15 protein-coding genes are annotated in these 18,946 nt (G+C 36.9%); all 15 read left to right on the forward strand.

Annotation, left to right across the window (positions count from 1 at the left end; all coding sequences use genetic code 11):
* The first annotated feature begins 15 nt into the window (after window positions 1-15).
* A complete protein-coding gene (locus HMPREF0381_RS07785) occupies window positions 16-609 on the forward strand; it encodes a YciI family protein (RefSeq protein ID WP_008751407.1) in 594 nt (197 codons plus the stop codon).
* Between the two features lie 106 nt (window positions 610-715).
* On the forward strand, window positions 716-1,414 hold the full coding sequence (pyrH, locus tag HMPREF0381_RS07790; RefSeq protein WP_008751408.1) for a UMP kinase: 699 nt from the start codon (window positions 716-718) through the stop codon (window positions 1,412-1,414).
* Window positions 1,415-1,458: 44 nt separating this feature from the next.
* Complete coding sequence (gene frr / locus HMPREF0381_RS07795; RefSeq protein WP_008751409.1) at window positions 1,459-2,013, forward strand: ribosome recycling factor; 555 nt, start codon at window positions 1,459-1,461, stop codon at window positions 2,011-2,013.
* Between the two features lie 95 nt (window positions 2,014-2,108).
* Complete coding sequence (locus HMPREF0381_RS07800) at window positions 2,109-2,816, forward strand: isoprenyl transferase (RefSeq protein ID WP_008751410.1); 708 nt, start codon at window positions 2,109-2,111, stop codon at window positions 2,814-2,816.
* Entirely contained in the window at window positions 2,816-3,616 is an 801-nt protein-coding gene (locus HMPREF0381_RS07805; protein ID WP_008751411.1) for a phosphatidate cytidylyltransferase, read from the forward strand. Before HMPREF0381_RS07800 ends, HMPREF0381_RS07805 begins: the two co-directional genes overlap by 1 nt.
* Window positions 3,617-3,620: 4 nt before the next feature.
* Window positions 3,621-4,760 (forward strand): 1-deoxy-D-xylulose-5-phosphate reductoisomerase, encoded by a 1,140-nt coding sequence (gene dxr, locus HMPREF0381_RS07810; RefSeq protein ID WP_040461287.1) that lies wholly within the window; start codon window positions 3,621-3,623, stop codon window positions 4,758-4,760.
* Window positions 4,757-5,794, forward strand: coding sequence for an RIP metalloprotease RseP (gene rseP / locus HMPREF0381_RS07815; protein WP_008751413.1), 1,038 nt, complete (start codon window positions 4,757-4,759; stop codon window positions 5,792-5,794). The genes dxr and rseP overlap by 4 nt, the downstream gene beginning before the upstream one ends.
* On the forward strand, window positions 5,791-6,849 hold the full coding sequence (ispG, locus tag HMPREF0381_RS07820) for a flavodoxin-dependent (E)-4-hydroxy-3-methylbut-2-enyl-diphosphate synthase (RefSeq protein ID WP_008751414.1): 1,059 nt from the start codon (window positions 5,791-5,793) through the stop codon (window positions 6,847-6,849). Before rseP ends, ispG begins: the two co-directional genes overlap by 4 nt.
* Window position 6,850: 1 nt before the next feature.
* Window positions 6,851-11,302 carry a PolC-type DNA polymerase III gene (locus tag HMPREF0381_RS07825; protein WP_008751415.1) on the forward strand — a complete coding sequence of 1,484 codons (4,452 nt, stop codon included), beginning with the start codon at window positions 6,851-6,853 and terminating at the stop codon, window positions 11,300-11,302.
* 28 nt (window positions 11,303-11,330) lie between these two features.
* Window positions 11,331-12,239 (forward strand): hypothetical protein, encoded by a 909-nt coding sequence (locus HMPREF0381_RS07830; protein WP_008751416.1) that lies wholly within the window; start codon window positions 11,331-11,333, stop codon window positions 12,237-12,239.
* A gap of 327 nt (window positions 12,240-12,566) precedes the next feature.
* Window positions 12,567-13,673 (forward strand): glycerol dehydrogenase, encoded by a 1,107-nt coding sequence (locus tag HMPREF0381_RS07835; protein ID WP_008751417.1) that lies wholly within the window; start codon window positions 12,567-12,569, stop codon window positions 13,671-13,673.
* Window positions 13,674-13,828: 155 nt separating this feature from the next.
* Entirely contained in the window at window positions 13,829-14,506 is a 678-nt protein-coding gene (ung, locus tag HMPREF0381_RS07840; RefSeq protein WP_008751418.1) for a uracil-DNA glycosylase, read from the forward strand.
* A gap of 25 nt (window positions 14,507-14,531) precedes the next feature.
* On the forward strand, window positions 14,532-15,365 hold the full coding sequence (locus tag HMPREF0381_RS07845) for an undecaprenyl-diphosphate phosphatase (RefSeq protein WP_008751419.1): 834 nt from the start codon (window positions 14,532-14,534) through the stop codon (window positions 15,363-15,365).
* Window positions 15,366-15,486: 121 nt separating this feature from the next.
* Window positions 15,487-17,202 carry an ABC transporter ATP-binding protein gene (locus HMPREF0381_RS07850; RefSeq protein WP_040461289.1) on the forward strand — a complete coding sequence of 572 codons (1,716 nt, stop codon included), beginning with the start codon at window positions 15,487-15,489 and terminating at the stop codon, window positions 17,200-17,202.
* An 11-nt stretch (window positions 17,203-17,213) separates the two neighbouring features.
* A complete protein-coding gene (locus tag HMPREF0381_RS07855) occupies window positions 17,214-18,944 on the forward strand; it encodes an ABC transporter ATP-binding protein (protein WP_008751421.1) in 1,731 nt (576 codons plus the stop codon).
* Window positions 18,945-18,946: the final 2 nt, after the last annotated feature.

An 18,946-nucleotide genomic window follows, 5' to 3' on the forward strand; every position in this document is an offset into this window, starting at 1 on the left:
TGGAGGACATATTTTATGAAGAAGAGTTTGTATCTGTTATCACTTATGATTTTAATGCTGTCTGCTTGTGGAAATAAACAGGCAGATATGGGAACATCTGCAAAAGTAGAAGACAGCACTGTAAAGACTTCACAAAATGACGGTAACAATACAGAAGACGGGCAAAGAGTCGATAAGGATTTTGGAAGCTTTGTTGTAGCTGACGGATTTGGTGAAGCTAAGGAGCAGTCAGGAGGCGGAAGATATTTTTATGTGGTAAAGGGACATGAACATGATGCGAGACCCAATAATATCTCAATAAATGAGGGACATCAAAATTATAATCTGGATGAAAGTGAGAAGTTTGCGCAGTCTACCACATGGCAGTTAAATATGCAGATAAAGCAATCAGGTATAGATGCTACGGTTACCGGTTCATCAGGCAAAACCGATGCAGGCGATATAATGTATATTTTTGATATAAAAATGAACGGCAGTGATGAGATAGACCGACAATATTATATATTAAGAGATAAGAAGTTTGTTATGGTATTTATGTCAAACTTTGACGGTGATGAATCTGTAAATAAGGCGGCAAAGCTTATGGCAAAGAGCTTTAAGTGGAAATAAGTTCTTTACTTTCATGTTAACTTTAAAGGGTTTATTTTGACATTGTATAAGTATTTTCCCTATGGTATACTTGACACATGATTTCAAGTAAAGGATAGAGGAATCTATGCAAAATAAAAGAGTAATGTTAAAACTAAGCGGTGAAGCCCTGGCAAAACCGGAGGGCGGCTACAATGAAGACAAGGTAAGGGATATTGCAAAGCAGTTAAAGCCGTCACTTGCCAAAGGCACTGATATAGGTATAGTGATTGGCGGCGGTAACTACTGGAGAGGCAGAAGTTCTGAAGCAATAGACAGAACTAAGGCTGACCAGATAGGAATGCTTGCAACTGTTATGAACTGTATCTATGTATCCGAGATATTTCGTTCGGAAGGTATTGATACGGCTGTATTCTCGGCATTTGCCTGTGGAGATATGGCTGAAGTGTTCTCAAAGGACAGAGTAAATGAGAGATTTGCGCAAGGAAAGGTTGTATTCTTTGGCGGAGGTACAGGTCATCCTTATTTTTCTACAGATACAGGTATAGTTTTAAGAGCTGTTGAGATGGATGTAGATATAATACTTTTGGCAAAGTCTATTGACGGAGTATATACTGCCGATCCTAAGCTTGACCCCGATGCGAAAAAGTATGATAAACTTACTATTAAAGAGGTCATTGACAAAAGACTTGCTGTGGTAGATTTGACGGCATCTGTGATGTGCCTTGAAAATAAGATGCCGCTTGCAGTATTTGATTTGAATGAAGAAAATTCAATAAAGAATGCACTTGACGGTAAGATAAACGGAACAATTGTGACAGTATAAGCTTGGCTTATGTATATATTTAAACATAATATTAAGGAGAATTTATGCAAGATAGTATCAAAAAGTTTGAAGATAAGATGACAAAATCTATTGATGTTTTGCTTGAGGAATATGCCTCTATCAGAGCCGGTAGAGCAAATCCGCATGTACTTGACAGAATCAAAGTGGAGTACTACGGTACACCTACACCGATTCAGCAAGTAGGTAATATTTCAGTTCCCGAACCAAGAATTATACAGATTTCACCATGGGAGAAGTCTCTTTTAAAGGAGATTGAAAAGGCTATAAATATGTCGGATCTCGGTATCAATCCTACAAATGACGGTTCATGTATCAGACTTGTTTTTCCTGAACTTACAGAGGAAAGAAGAAAAGAACTTGTAAAAGATGTAAAGAAAAAGGGTGAGGCATGTAAGGTTGCTGTCAGAAATATAAGGCGTGATGCCATAGATGCTGTAAAGAAACTTGAAAAGGCCGGAGAATTTACAGAGGATGATGTAAAGGACGGTGAAAATAAAATACAAAAAATCACAGATAAAGCTATTGAAAGAGTAGATAAGGCTATTGAAGACAAATCAAAGGAAATATTAACAGTTTAATTAGCCGACTTTATATAGTAGAGGCATAGGTTTCCAGAGTTTGAGAAGGTGGGCTTCCACCTTCTTGTTTTATAGTTTAAAGTGAATGGAGTACAATGGAAAACTTAGTTATACCGAAAAGTATTGCCATAATACTGGATGGCAATGGAAGATGGGCAAAAAAAAGAAATTTGCCAAGAGCAATGGGACATAAGGCAGGATGTGAGACACTTGAAAAAACTGTAGAAGACTGTGTACGTCTGGGTGTGGAATGCCTGACAGTATATGCTTTTTCTACTGAGAACTGGAAGAGGTCCGCAATTGAAGTAGGTGCACTTATGAAGCTACTTAGATTTTATATGGTCAAGCTTATTGATGTTGCCAATAGAAATAATGTAAAGGCGGTGATGATAGGTGATGAGAGCAGGTTTGAACCTGATATAAGAAATGGAATAAGAAAGTTAACAGAAGCTACAAAAAACAATACCGGAATGGTATTTGCCTTTGCTATAAACTATGGCGGTAGAGATGAGATAAAAAGAGCGGTTGAAAATATAGTAGATGATGTGGAATCCGGCAAACTTTCAAAAGAGAATATAAGTGAAGAACTTATATCATCCTACCTTGATACAAATGATTTACCTGATCCTGATTTGCTTATCCGTACAAGCGGCGAGCTTAGAGTGTCAAACTTCTTACTTTGGCAGATAGCCTATAGTGAGTTTTATATTACAGATACACTGTGGCCTGATTTTGACAAGGAAGAGCTTTTAAAGGCTATAGAAAGCTATAGTCACAGGCAGAGAAGATTTGGAGGTCGTTAATGTTTTTTACAAGGCTGATAAGTGGAATAGGACTTTTGACAGTTGCTATACTTGCTTTTTATATCGGCAGCGTTCCGCTTATACTGTTATCTGTACTGGTTTCAGTCATAGGACTGTTTGAGTTTTACAGGGCTCTGGGCTTGGAAAAGAAAAATATTGCATATTTGGGATATATCTATTCTTTGATATATTATTGCTTAGTATATTTTAAGCTGAATCAATATATTTTCTTTTCAGTAATAGCCTTTTTATCAGTTATATTTGCAATATATGTATTTACATTTCCAAAGTATAAGACTGAAGAGATTTCACTTATATTTATAGGTGTAATGTATATTCCGGTACTGTTTTCATATGTATACAATACCAGAACATATGATGACGGCAAATATCTGGCTTGGCTTATACTGATATCCAGCTGGGGCTCCGACACCTGTGCTTATGTAGTCGGATCTCTTATAGGAAAGCATAAGATAGCACCCATACTTAGTCCTAAGAAATCTGTAGAAGGAAGTATAGGAGGGGTTATAGGGGCCGCTATAATAGGCGGTATAGTCGGGTTTATGTTGTCTAAGCATTTTATAAACACCTTTTCACCGGTATTTACCTGTGCCGCCTCCTGTGCAATCGGTTCGGTTATATCACAGGTGGGAGATGCACTTGCTTCCGCTATAAAGAGAAATCACTATATAAAAGATTATGGAAATTTGATTCCGGGGCATGGCGGTATACTTGACAGATTTGACAGTATGATTTTTACCGCCCCTGCAATCTTTTTTGCAATATATTTTTTGGGATAAGGTAATGAAAAGAATATCTATTTTAGGATCCACAGGATCCATAGGAACACAGACACTTGATATAGTAAGATTAAATGATGATGTAAGTGTGGAGGCGCTTTCTGCACATAAAAATATAGACCTGCTTGAAAAACAGATAAGAGAGTTTAGGCCGAAGGTAGCCACCATATGGGAAGAAGCTGATGCAAAACTTCTTTCAGACAGGATAAAAGATACTGATACCAAAGTGTGCTTCGGTATGGAAGGTCTGACAGAAGCGGCAACGATAGAGGGGGCCGATATTGTGGTAACCGCTGTAGTAGGTATGATTGGTATAGAGCCGACGATTGCAGCTATAAAAGCCAAAAAGGATATTGCGCTGGCAAATAAAGAGACCTTAGTCTGTGCAGGACATATTATAATGCCGCTTGCAAAAAAAATGAATATAAATATCTACCCTGTTGACTCTGAACACAGTGCAATCTTTCAATGTTTGGATAAGAACAATCCTATAAAGAAGATTTTACTTACAGCTTCAGGCGGACCGTTTAGAGGTTATACTAAAGAACAATTGCAAAAAGTGACTTTAGAGGATGCACTGAAGCATCCGAACTGGAGTATGGGCAAAAAAATCACCGTCGATTCCGCTACAATGGTGAATAAGGGGCTTGAGATAATAGAGGCTTCACATCTTTTCGGTGTAGACATAGATAATATAGAGGTGGTAATTCAAAAAGAGTCCATTATCCATTCCATGGTGGAATTTAAGGACAACGGCATAATTGCACAGCTTGGTACCCCTGATATGAGGCTTCCCATTTCATATGCATTATTTTATCCGGAAAGAAGATATATATCAGATGAAAGAGTTAACTTTTTCAAGTTAAATTCACTGAACTTTTCAAAACCGGATTTAGATGTGTTTGAAGGATTAAGGCTTGCCATAACAGCAGGTAAGGAGGGCGGCAGCGCTCCTACCGTTTTGAATGCCGCCAATGAGTGGGCGGTTGAAAAATTTTTAAAAAAGAAAATACGTTTTATTGATATACCTTACCTTATAGGTAAGGCATTGGATGCTCATAAGTTCACAAAAAATCCATCAATTTCTGATATTCTTTTACTGAGAAAGTGGACTGAGGAGTATCTGGAAAGGATAAAGATTTGAATATAATTATAGCACTTGTTATTTTTGGGGTAATAGTATTGATACATGAATTCGGACATTTTTTGTTTGCCAAGCTCTCAGGTGTAAAGGTAGTGGAATTTTCTGTGGGTATGGGACCAAGACTCTTTTCGATAAACGGAAAAGAAACCAAGTATTCACTTAAGCTTTTACCGCTTGGCGGTTCATGTCAGATGTATGGAGAAGATGAGGACGAGGATGAGCAGGGAAGTTTCAATTCCGCCCCGCTTATAGGCAGGATTGCAACTATAGCGGCAGGGCCTGTCTTTAACTTTATATTGGCATTTTTTGTTGCCATATTTATAGTTAGCAATGTGGGAGTGGATAAGCCTGTTATAAGCAATCTGATGGACGGACTTCCTGCACAAAGTTCGGGACTTCAAAAGGGTGATGAGATAAAGAAGATAAACGGTAAAAATGTTGACTTTTACAGAGATTTGTCCACCTATCTTTTTTTGCATCAAGGAAAGGATATCACACTTACAGTTAAAAGAAACGGAAATGAAGAGAAGAGTATTACAATAACTCCCGTATACAATGAAAAATATTCACAATATATGATCGGTATTGAAAGTTCCGGTTATCAGAAACTGAAAAACCCGATAGAGGTATTAAAGTATTCTGTATTAGAGGTTAAATATACTGTTTCTACAACCATCGATTCGCTTTTGTATCTGCTTCATGGTAAGGCAAATGCAAATGAAATAAGCGGTCCTGTAGGTATTGTTTCTATGATTGGAAATACTGTAAATGAGTCAAAGCCATACGGTATATTTGTGGTGTTGCTGTCACTGTCACAGATGGTACTGTTATTAAGTGCAAACCTCGGTGTGATGAACCTTTTACCTTTGCCTGCACTTGACGGCGGCAGACTTATATTTTTGTTTTTAGAGGCCATATTCAGAAGACCTTTAAACAGAAAGGTGGAAGGATATATTCATTTGGCAGGTTTCGCACTCTTGATGATTTTAATGGTTTTTGTAATGTTCAATGATATAAGAAGAATAATATTATGAGAAAGAAAACGAGATTAGTACAAATAGGAGATAAAAAAATAGGAGCCGGTAATCCTATACTTATACAGTCTATGTGTAATACAAAGACTGAGGATGTAGATGCTACCGTAAAACAGATACTAAGACTTGAGGATGCGGGCTGTGATATTATAAGAGTTGCGGTGCCAAGCAGTGAAGCGGCTTTGGCTATAGCAAAGATAAAAAAACAGATACATATTCCACTTGTGGCGGATATTCACTTTGACTACAGATTGGCACTTGAGGCTATAAAGTCAGGTTGTGATAAGATAAGGATAAATCCCGGAAATATCGGAAGTAAAGAGAGGATAAAAGCGGTTGTAGATGCCTGTAAGGAAAGAAATCTTCCGATAAGAGTAGGTGTGAATTCAGGTTCATTAGAGAAAAATCTTATTGAAAAATACGGTGGTGTGACTGCAAAGGGCATTGTAGAATCTGCACTTGATAAGGTGAAGATAATAGAGGATATGGACTACAACAATCTGGTTATCAGTATAAAATCTTCAGATGTTTTGATGTGTGTAAAGGCACATGAACTTATCTCAAAAGAAACGGATTATCCGCTTCATGTAGGCATTACAGAATCAGGTACTGTAAAAAGAGGTATGATAAAGTCATCTCTTGGACTTGGTATTATTTTGTATCAGGGAATCGGTGACACAGTTAGAGTTTCATTAACAGGTGACCCTGTGGAGGAAATTTTTGCCGGAAAACTCATTCTAAATAATCTGGGTCTTAGAAACGGCGGTATTGAAGTGGTATCATGCCCTACCTGCGGCAGAACCAATATTGACCTTATAGGACTTGCAGGTAAGGTTGAAAAATTGGTGGAAAATTATGATCTGAATATAAAAGTGGCGGTTATGGGTTGTGTAGTCAACGGCCCCGGAGAAGCTAAGGAAGCCGATATAGGGATTGCAGGCGGTATAGGTGAAGGACTGCTTATAAAAAAAGGTAAGGTAGTAAAAAAACTGCCTGAGGATAAGCTTTTATCCGCTTTAAAAGAGGAACTGGATATGTTGTCAAAAGAGGCATAGAATGGTAAAAAAGTTCAAAGATGTTTTCCAAAGTTTAGAATGTTCACCGCATATTGATGAGCTTTTAAACTTTGTTTCTGTTGAAAAGGTAACGGCAAGCAGTGATATGACATTGATAAAGGTAAATATCATTGCAGAAAGAATAATAGAGAAAAAAACTATTCTGGAACTTGAAGCACTTATAAAAGATAAGATGTTTCCAAAAAAGAATATTAAAATAAAAATATTTGAAAAATTCAAGCTTTCAAGTCAGTATACTCCACAAAATCTGTTTGAAGCATATAAGGAGAGTATATTATTTGAAATAAAAAATTATAAAATATCAGAGTATGTGATTTTAAACAACTCCACTATCAGTTTTGACGGTACATATATGGATATGACAGTTGAAAAAAATCCTCTGAATGAAAGTGTTATAGATGAACTTGTAAGAATACTTGAAAAAATCTTCAATGAAAGATGCGGGATACTTTGTACAGTCAGACATAAGTTTATTGCAAGAAAGGAAAAAAGTAAGGAGATAGAGTTTGCCACAAGGATTGTCAAAAAGAAGTCCGACAAAACTGAATTTGTAGGTGGCGGCAGTACGACATGGGAAAGTGGCGACAAAGAGAGTTCTGTTAAAAATATTGCTAAAGGTAATAACTCTGATAAAAAGAATTTTAATAAAAAAGGCTTTGATAAAAAAGGTTTTGATAAAAAAGGTTTTGATAAAAAAGGCTTTATACCGAAGTTTACAAAGACAAATAATCCGGACGTAATATTCGGAAGAGATTTTGATGACAATTTTATAAAACTTGCCGACCTTGTAGGTGAAATAGGCGAGGTTATTGTAAGAGGTAAGATAATAGAAGTTGACAGCAGATATCTTGAAAGAAGCGACTCCACACTTTATATTTTTGCAATTACAGACTTCAGTGATTCTATTTATGTAAAGATGTTTGTTCGCAGTGAGCAACTTGATGTTATCAAAGAAAATATAGTAAAGGGGAACTATGTAAAGATAAACGGACTTGCACTGGTTGATAAGTTTGACAGCGAGCTGACTGTATCATCTGTAAAGGGTATAAAAAAATGTGAAAAGTTTGAGGAAAATATCCGTGTAGACAATGAACCTGTAAAGAGAGTGGAGCTTCACTGTCACACTAAAATGAGTGATTTTGACGGGGTTTCTTCTGCTACAGATATTATCAATCAGGCAAAGAACTGGGGAATGGATGCTATAGCCATTACAGACCATGGAAATATACAGGCATTTACAGAAGCAAGTCATGTAAAGAATCCGCCAAAGATTATATATGGTGTTGAAGGGTATCTGGTAGACGACTTAAAGGAGCTTGTAAGCAATCCGGCCGATAAGACATTGGATGACGGTTTTATAGTATTTGATATCGAGACCACAGGGTTTTCCGCAAAAAATGATGCTATTACGGAGATTGGTGCCGTAAAGGTGGTAAACGGTGAGATAGTGGACAGATTTTCCACCTTTGTCAATCCGAAAAGACCTATACCGTTCAGGATTGAGGAGCTGACACATATAAGTGATGCAATGGTGGTTAATGCCCCTGTGATAGAGGAGATCTTACCGAAATTTTTAGACTTTTGTGAGGATTATACTATAGTAGCTCACAATGCAGGTTTTGATACGGGATTTATCAGAGAGAATGCCAAGAGGATAAATGCAGAATATAATCCGTCAATTATAGATACTGTAGCAATGGCGAGATTACTTTTACCTGATCTTAACAGATTTAAACTTGATACCGTATGTAAGGCGTTAAATATCTCACTTGAGGGTCACCACAGAGCGGTAAATGATGCCGAGGCTACAGCAGAGATTTGGGTGGAGTTTATAAAAAGGCTTAAGGCTAAAGGAATCAATAAGCTTTCCGATGTGGCAAGTCTTGGCGAAACCAATGCGGATATTGTAAAGAAAACCAAGTACAACCATGTCATTATCCTCGCTAAGAATGATATAGGCAGAATAAATTTATATAAGTTGATTTCACTTTCGCATATTGATTTCTTTAATAAAAGACCCAGAATACCCAAGTCAATCCTTGCAAAGATGAGAGAAGGACTTATTATAGGCAGTGCATGTGAACAGGGTGAGGTATATAAGGCGATATTGGATGATGCAACTGATGCCGAACTGAACAGGATTGTATCTTTTTATGATTATCTTGAAATACAGCCTATAGGCAACAATATGTTTTTAATTGATGATGAACAAAATGATATTCACTCAAAAGAGGATTTGCAGGATATAAACAGGAGAATAGCAGAGCTTGGAGATATATATGATAAGCCTGTAGTTGCCACCTGTGATGTGCATTTTTTAAACCCTGAAGATGAGATATACAGGAGAATTATCTTCTACGGCAAGGGCTATAAGGATGCCGATATACAGCCTCCACTATATCTTCGTACCACTAAAGAAATGCTTGATGAGTTTGAGTATCTCGGCAGTGAAAAGGCGTATGAGGTTGTAGTCACAAATACAAGAATGATTGCGGATATGGTGGAGGTTATATCACCGGTTCGCCCTGATAAATGTCCTCCCGTTATTGAAAACTCGGATGAGGACCTTACCGCTGCCTGCTATAAAAAGGCACATGAACAGTATGGCAAAAATCTGCCTAAGATAGTTGAGGACAGACTGAAAAAAGAACTGAACTCCATTATTTCAAACGGTTTTGCCGTTATGTACATTATTGCAAAAAAGCTTGTAGAAAAAAGTAATGAAGACGGTTATCTGGTAGGCTCAAGAGGTTCCGTAGGTTCTTCCTTTGCCGCATATACTTCAGGAATTACAGAGGTAAACCCGCTGCCTGCACATTATTATTGTGACTGCAAGTATGTGGACTTTGATTCTCCTGAAGTGAAGGCATTTGCAGGAAGAGCGGGCTGTGATATGCCTGATAAAATCTGTCCGAAATGCGGCAAAAAGCTTAAAAAAGACGGCTTTGATATACCTTTTGAGACCTTCCTCGGATTTAAAGGTGATAAAGAGCCTGATATAGACCTTAACTTTTCAGGAGAATATCAACCGAATGCACATGCCTATACTGAGGTAATCTTCGGTAAGGGACATACATACAGAGCCGGAACTGTCGGAACACTTGCAAATAAAACGGCTTACGGATATGTAAAGCATTACTTTGATGATAAGAATGAAAATAAGAGAAAATGTGAAGTAAACAGGCTTGCAACAGGCTGTGAGGGTGTAAGAAGGACTACAGGCCAGCATCCCGGCGGTATTATAGTACTGCCGCATGGTGAGGAAATATATACTTTCACTCCGGTACAAAGACCTGCAAATGATATGACCACAAATATTATTACAACTCATTTTGACTACCATGCTATTGACCACAACCTTTTAAAACTTGATATACTGGGGCATCAGGACCCTACTATGATAAGGATGCTTCAAGATCTTACAGGCATTGATCCTGTAAAGGATATTCCTCTTGATTCAAAGGAGACTATGAGTCTTTTCCAAAATACTAAAGCTCTTGGAATTGAACCTAAGGATATACTTGACTGTCCTCTTGGAGCACTTGGTGTTCCTGAGTTCGGTACCGATTTTGCTATGCAGATGTTGCTTGATACCAAGCCGGAGGGACTGTCAGATCTTGTGCGTATAGCGGGACTTGCACATGGTACGGATGTTTGGCTCGGCAATGCACAAACTCTTATATTGGAAGGCAAGGCAACCATCAGGACTGCTATCTGTACCAGAGATGATATTATGATTTATCTTATAGAAAAGGGACTTGATGAAGGCGAGTCATTTAAGATAATGGAGAGTGTCAGAAAGGGTAAGGGACTGACTGATGAGTGGGTGGAACATATGGAGGAAAAAGGTGTGCCTGACTGGTATATCTGGTCATGTAAGAAGATTAAGTATATGTTCCCAAAGGCACATGCCGCCGCCTATGTTATGATGGCATGGCGAATAGCCTACTGTAAGATTTTTTATCCGCTTGCATATTATACCGCATATTATACTATCAGAGCCACAGGCTTTAACTACTCTCTTATGTGTATGGGCAGGGAAAAGCTTGAGTACAATATATCAGAGTATAGGAAAAAGACTGATGCTACAGCTAAGGATGCCGATACTTTACGTGATATGAGGATTGTACAGGAGATGTATGCCAGAGGTTTTGAGTTTGCAAAAATTGACCTCTTTAAAGTACATCCTACCAAGTTCCAAATCATGGATAACGGAAAGATAATGCCTTCGCTTTCAAGTATTGACGGTCTGGGTGAAACTGCCGCCACATCAATAGTAAATGCCACCAAAGCAGGGCCTTTCATTTCAAAAGATGATTTTATGTCCAGAGCCAAGGTCGGAAAGAGTACCTGTGAACTGTTAGACAGCTTGAACTTACTTGGAGACCTGCCTGAGAGTAACCAGATATCGTTTTTTGATTTGATGGGGTAGGAGAATATAATGTAAGGGACGATATGATATGGAAAATGAAAACAGTACTTATAATCAAAATACACAGAGTGATAATACACAACAAAATTTTTTTACTAAAATTTTGACTAATGTCAAATCTTTTATTGAACTTTTACCAATTGCATCAATATTGTTATCATTAGTAGTGGGTTTTATTGCACTCAGAGATGAGATTTTAGCGAATATAAAAAGTATGTGGTATGGAATACCAAGTTATTATTTTGTGAACTCTAATTTGTTGAAAATTTTAATGGTATTTATTTTTTTAATAGCTGTTTTTATATGTGTTTATCCTATTATAAAAGTAGAATTTTTTAAAAAACAATCCAAGTTTATGGATTTTATACCACTTATTATGTTATGCGGGATTGTACTTATGCTATATATGGATATTTCTGTTTTATCTTATGATAGTGTTGGATTAAGCGGAAATTTAATTACAAATTGGAACCCTCTATATTTTAGAGTTGCGATAATAGCTATAGGTATTATTGTTACACTTATTTTGGTAGCTGCATTACCTGAATCCATTACCTATATATTTCCCGGAACTTTAATGTATACTTTTCCAAGATTTCGTTACAGTGTTGTTTTTAATTTAAAGAAAATTAAGATGCTAATTTTTATTTTATGGGCATGTTTTGTGCTTTCACTTCTTTGTTACTATATGATCTTTTTGTGTATAAAAAATATTGAGAGTAATACAACCTATGAATTAGTAACTAATACAGAGAACAATACATATGATGTTGTAATAACTAATTATGATAATAATCTGGTGGTAATGAAGGGCTATTCAAAAGGAAATACTCTTTTTATTTGTAAAAATGATGGCTATAGAGTTATAGAGCGAAGTGGTGATCAAAACATTAAGTTCTTAAACTTTGAAAAAGTTGAGTTCTTATTAAGAGAATAGAGTATTAACAACTATCAGTAGGCAAACTATATGTGTGAAGTTATAGATATTATGGTAAATAAAGGTAGAGAAGATGGGCTTGAAACCGGTAGGCAATAAGGTACTGAACTTGAAAATAAAATAAACAAACTTACTTATTAATTAATCCATATAGCAAAATATACTGAATGGAATTTGTAATAAGAATCGTAAAGACTTGATATAATTATGTAAGAATTAGTAGTTTAAAAAGATATACTTTGTGGTATAATAATCTTCGGTAATTAGTGTTAAATCTTCAATATTCTTCCATAGAATTTGAATATTTTCTGTACAAAGGAGGCTTTTATGAAACGTTTGAGAATGATGCGTGCACCATTAAAGTATGTTCAAGGAAAGGGAGCTTTGCTTCAGTTCCACAAGGAAATGGAATACATGGGAAAGAGATGGCTGTTTGTATGTTCAAACAGTGGATATAAATCCTGCCATGATGATTTGGAGAAGAGTTTTGACAGTAAAGATGATTATCGCAGATACGAGATTTTTGGCGGATTATCCAGTGTCAGTGAGATAAAGAAAATGCAGAATATCGTTGAAAGCGACAAGATTGATGTTGTTGTTGCGGTAGGTGGAGGTTCTGCCGTAGATGCAGCCAAGGCAACGGCATACTACACAGGTAAAAGTATAGTAATAATACCTACAGTTGCAGCTACCGATGCACCATGTACAGGACTGTCCGTTATCTATAATGATGACGGAAGTTTCAATCAATATCTTTTCTATCCACATAATCCGGATGCAATACTTGTAGACAGTGATGTAATAGCAAAGGCACCGGTTAAGTTCTTGATTGCCGGAATGGGAGACGCTCTTGGAACATACTTTGAAGGCAGAGCTTCACTTCGTACAGAATCACCGAGTCTTGAAGGCGGAGGAATAACCAGAGCAGGTATGGCTATTGCAAAGGCTTGTTATGATACTCTAAGAAGTTATGGAAAAGCGGCAGTAACAGCCTGTGAAAATAATGTTGTGACTCCTGCACTTGATGCGGTTATTGAGGCGGTAGTTTACATGTCGGGTGTAGGTGCCGACAATGTAGACTGTGCGGCACCACATTCATTTTACAATGGAGTTACATCTCTTGGAGGTCATGAAGCATACCATGGTAACTGTGTAGCATTCGGTACATTAATTCAGCTCTCACTTGAATGTGCGGATAAGTCGGAATTTGAAGATATACAGGATTTTTGCTTAGAGATCGGACTGCCTATCACCTTATCTGAGCTTGGTAACTTTACAGATGAGGATCTTCATACAATATCTAAAAATGCCTGTGCAAAGGGTGAGACCATACATAATCTTGCAGGTGATGTGACTCCTGATGAACTCTACTGTGCTATAATAGCAACAGATGCACTTGGAAGAAAGAGACTGAATAAAGAAAACAGAGCATAAGAGTTATATAACCGGACGGTATTTATTCCCTTGTATACCTTTATCAGCTATGATAAAATAGACCATGTGCTTTAAGTATATGGTCTGTTTTTATGTAAGTCACTTTTAAGACAGAGCATATGTTTAGCTGAATTTACAACAGATAGAGGATTTATATGAGTGAATTGAGTGGAGAGTGGAAGAAAGTATTGGAACCGGAGTTTAAAAAGCCGTACTATAAGGATTTGTACAATTTTGTGAGACAGGAATACGCTACACATATTATATATCCGCCGGCTGATAAGTTATTTGAGGCATTGCATCTTACACCGCTGTCAGAGATAAAAGTGGTTATATTGGGGCAGGATCCTTACCATGGTGAAAATCAGGCACATGGACTTTCTTTTTCAGTACCGCCCTCACAAAGAAGGATTCCGCCTTCACTTGTGAATATATATAAAGAACTGGCAGATGATATAGGCACATATATACCCAACAACGGAAACCTTGTAAAGTGGTCAAAGCAGGGTGTACTTATGTTAAATACAATACTTACAGTCAGAGCTCATTCACCGTTTTCACATCAGGGTAAGGGTTGGGAGCAGTTCACAGATGCCATAATAAAGATAATAAATGCTACAGACAGACCAATAGTATTTATGTTGTGGGGCAGTGCCGCAATAGCAAAGAAAAAGATGCTCGATAATCCGAAACATTTGATTTTGACTACGGTGCATCCAAGCCCTCTTTCGGCATATAAAGGATTTTTCGGATGTAAGCATTTTTCAAAAGCAAATGAATTTTTAAGTAAGAATAATATTGTGCCGATTGACTGGCAGATAGAAAATATATAATTATCCGGGCATAGAAAGGAACAGCATGAATATATTAGAGATACTGAAGGTTATAATTATCGGTATTGTAGAGGGTATTACAGAGTGGCTGCCGATAAGTTCCACAGGACATATTATCTTTATAGAGCAGTTATTTAACTTTAATGTGAGTGAAAATTTTAAAGATATGTTTGACGTGGTAATACAGTTGGGAGCTATTTTAGCAGTAGCTGTAGTGTATTTTAAAAAACTTAATCCTTTTAACAAAGGGCGAAACAAAAAAAAGATGTATCTTACTATTGAGCTTTGGAAAAAAATAATTGTAGCATGTTTGCCTGCCGCTATGCTTGGATTATTGATAAATGATTGGGTGAAGGAGCATTTGCTTAACGGTTTTGTTATATCTATGGCACTTATTATTTACGGCATATTATTTATAATGATAGAAAACTCCAATAAAAACAGAGCATACAGCATTAAAAGTGTGTATTCAATAAATTATCAGACAGCACTGTTTATCGGTTTTTTTCAGGTTCTGGCACTTATTCCCGGAACTTCAAGATCGGGTGCAACCATAATAGGAGCGATGATTTTAGGTGTATCCAGATCTGTATCGGTAGAGTTTTCATTCTTTTTAAGTATCCCGATAATGTTCGGTGCAAGCCTTCTAAAACTTGTAAAGTTCGGATTACACTACAGTATGGCAGAGATTGTCTATCTACTGCTTGGAATGACTGTTGCATTCTTTGTATCTGTTTTCTCTATAGGCTTTTTGTTGAATTGGATAAAGAAAAATAATTTCAAGTTTTTCGGTTACTATAGAATAGTATTCGGGCTTATAATACTTGTGTGGTATTTTACATCCTCTTTGCCAAAGTAGCCAAAAATATATAGACATATATTTATATGAAACTTCTCATTATAAATATATGTCTTTTTTCTTTACATTAATCTAAAAAAGCATTATCATAAAGTATTGTATGCAGATAGTTAGGAGGAATATGCTTAGGTTAGCTCGTTATTTAAAGGAATATAAATTAGAGTCTGCACTTGCACCGTTATTTAAGCTTTTGGAAGCGACCTTTGAACTTTTGGTTCCGATAGTTATAGCAAGAATAATTGATATCGGTATTGCAGGCGGAGATTCAAACTATATCATAAAAATGGGTGTATTACTTGTGACACTGGCAGTGATAGGACTTACATCCGCTATTATTGCACAGTATTTTAGTGCAAAAGCTGCTACAGGCTTTGGAACAAAACTCAGAGATGACCTGTTTGCTCATATTTTAGGTTTCTCACATGCAGAGATAGATGTGCTTGGAAGAGATACATTGGTAACCAGAGTGACCAATGACAGTGATCAGGTACAAAACGGTATAAACAGATTTTTCAGACTTGTACTGAGGTCACCGTTTATAGTGGCAGGCGCATTTATAATGTCTTTTAATATAGACCCGAGGATGTCAATGATTGCACTGACTGTAATAGCGGTGCTTGCAATAACAGTTGCACTTATAATGTCAAAGAGTATAAGACTTTATAGAAATGTACAAAAAAAGCTTGACAGAGTACTTGGAAAGACCGGAGAGAATCTTACAGGTATCAGAGTTATTCGTGCTTTTTCAAAGGAAAGCAGTGAGGTGGCTGAATATGAAAATGCTACAAAAGATCTGTATAATGATCAGGTTTTGGTAGGCGATATATCAGCACTGCTGAATCCTCTGACATATGTAGTTGTAAACCTTGGTATTGTAGCAATACTTAAAGCAGGTGCGGTACAGGTAAATATCGGAAATCTTACTACAGGTCAGGTAGTGGCTTTAATCAATTATATGTCACAAATCTTAGTCGAATTGGTAAAGTTTGCAAATCTTATTATACTTTTATCAAAGGCAAGTGCCTGTGCTAAAAGAATAAATGAGATTTTTGATATTAAATGTTCTCTAAAAGGCGGAAGTAAAGAACTTGATTTATCTGACTGTAACGGAGATATAATTACCTTTGAAAATGTAGGCTTTGCATATCCGAAAGCAAAGGAAGAGGCCTTGTCCGATATTTCACTTTCTATAAAAAAGGGGGAAACTATAGGAATTATAGGCGGTACAGGTTCAGGTAAGAGTTCACTTATAAATCTGATACCCAGATTTTATGATATCAACAGGGGCAGTATAAAGTTAGCCGGTAAGGATATAAAAGAGTACAGCTTGGACTCTATCAGAAAGAATGTGGCTTTAGTAGAACAAAAGTCAAGACTTTTTAGAGGAAATATAAGAGATAATCTGCTTTGGGGCAATGAAAATGCAGATGACGGAGAACTTTTTGAAGCTGCTCAAACCGCTCAAGCTATGGATGTAATAAATTCAAAAGAAAGAAGGCTTGATTCAGAGGTTGCAATGTATGGCAACAATTTCTCAGGCGGTCAGAAGCAGAGACTTTCTATTGCCAGAAGTCTGGTCAAAAAGGCAGGTATACTGATACTGGATGATTCATCATCCGCACTTGACTATGCTACAGATTCAAAACTCAGAAAGGCCATAAGACAGATAAAGGATATCACTACAATTATTGTGAGCCAGAGAATAGTCTCCATAAAAAATGCCGACAGAATAGTGGTATTGGATGACGGTAAGATAGTAGGTATCGGTAATCATGAAGAGCTTTTAGAGAATAATCCTATATATAGGGAAATATATAATTCACAGGTTATGTCTTAAGGAGAATTCAAATGAAAAATAATAAAAATACATTAAAAAGAATTTTGAATCTTTTAAGTCCATACAAATTAAAAACGGTAATCAGCCTTTTATTGGCAGTGATTATTGTACTTACTACATTATACTTACCTATACTTACAGGTAGAGCGGTAGATACTATTGTTTCAAAGGGCAATGTAGACTTTATAAAGCTTTCAGATATTGTAATTATGATGGTTATTATGATGGCGGTTACAGCCGCTTCACAGTGGTGTATGACTGCCATAAACAACGGTGTAGCCTACCATATGGTCAGAGATATCAGAAATCAGGCATTCAGAAAGCTTATGAAACTGCCTATATCATATGTTGATTCAAACAGTCATGGCGAGATTATAAATAAAGTAATCAATGATGTAGATCAGTTTTCAGAAGGTCTTTTGATGGGATTTGCACAGTTTTTTACCGGAGCATTGACTATAGTACTTACCGTTATCATACTGTTTACAATAAATGTATATGTCACATTGGTTGTATTACTTGTTACACCGCTTGCAGTACTTGTAGCGGGTTTTATTGCAAAGAATACCTATAAATATTTTAAGTCACAGTCTGAGAGGCGGGCAAAGATGACGGGAATAGTGGATGAGATGATTGCAGGACTTAGTACAGTAAAGAATTTCACTATGGAGGACAGGGTAGAAACTAAGTTTAAGGAAGCGGATGAGGCACTTAGAGAAGCCGGACAAAATGCAATTTTTATTTCCGCTACAGCTTTTCCTGCAACCAGATTTGTAAATGCACTTGTATATGCAGGCGTTGCCGTTGCAGGTGCCCTGCTTTCCATTACAGGAAGGATGAGTGTAGGTCAGTTGGCTTCAGTGCTAAGCTATGCTACACAGTATACAAAGCCGTTTAATGAGATATCAGGTGTGGTAACAGAACTTCAAAATTCATTTGCATGTGCTGCAAGAGTATTTGCATTGATAGATGAAGAAGAGATATTGCCTGATAAGGATCCGAATAATTATTTAAAGGATGTGGACGGAAATGTGGAGGTTACACATGTTTACTTCTCCTATGATAAATCAAAGAAGCTTATAGAGGACTTGAACTTGGACGTAAAGGCCGGACAGAGAATTGCAATAGTCGGGCCTACAGGAAGCGGAAAGTCAACTATTATAAATCTTTTAATGCGTTTTTATGATGTAGACAGTGGAAGTATAAAGATTGAGGGTAAGGATATCAATGATATTACAAGAAAATCCATAAGAGAAAACTTCGGTATGGTTTTACAGGAGACTTGGCTAAAGAATGCATCTGTCAGAGATAATATTGCTTTCGGAAAACCGGATGCAAGCTTGGAAGATGTAAAGAGAGCTGCAAAAGAAGCATATGCGGACAGCTTTATTAAAAGATTACCTGACGGTTATGATACAATTGTCAGTGAGGGCGGCGAAAATCTGTCGGCAGGTCAAAGACAGCTTTTATGTATTGCCAGAATAATGCTTGAAATCCCTCCGATGTTGATACTTGATGAGGCAACTTCAAGTATTGATACTATGACTGAAGCAAGAATAAGTAAGGCGTTTGACAAGATGATGATTGGAAGAACAAGTTTTGTAGTGGCACACAGACTTTCAACTATAAGGAATGCGGATATGATACTTGTACTTAAGGACGGACATATAATAGAGCAGGGCAACCATAAGGAACTTATGGATATGAAGGGATTCTATTACGAACTGAACAATGCGGTTTAAAG

This window comes from Lachnoanaerobaculum saburreum DSM 3986 (assembly GCF_000185385.1).
Taxonomy (GTDB): domain Bacteria; phylum Bacillota; class Clostridia; order Lachnospirales; family Lachnospiraceae; genus Lachnoanaerobaculum; species Lachnoanaerobaculum saburreum.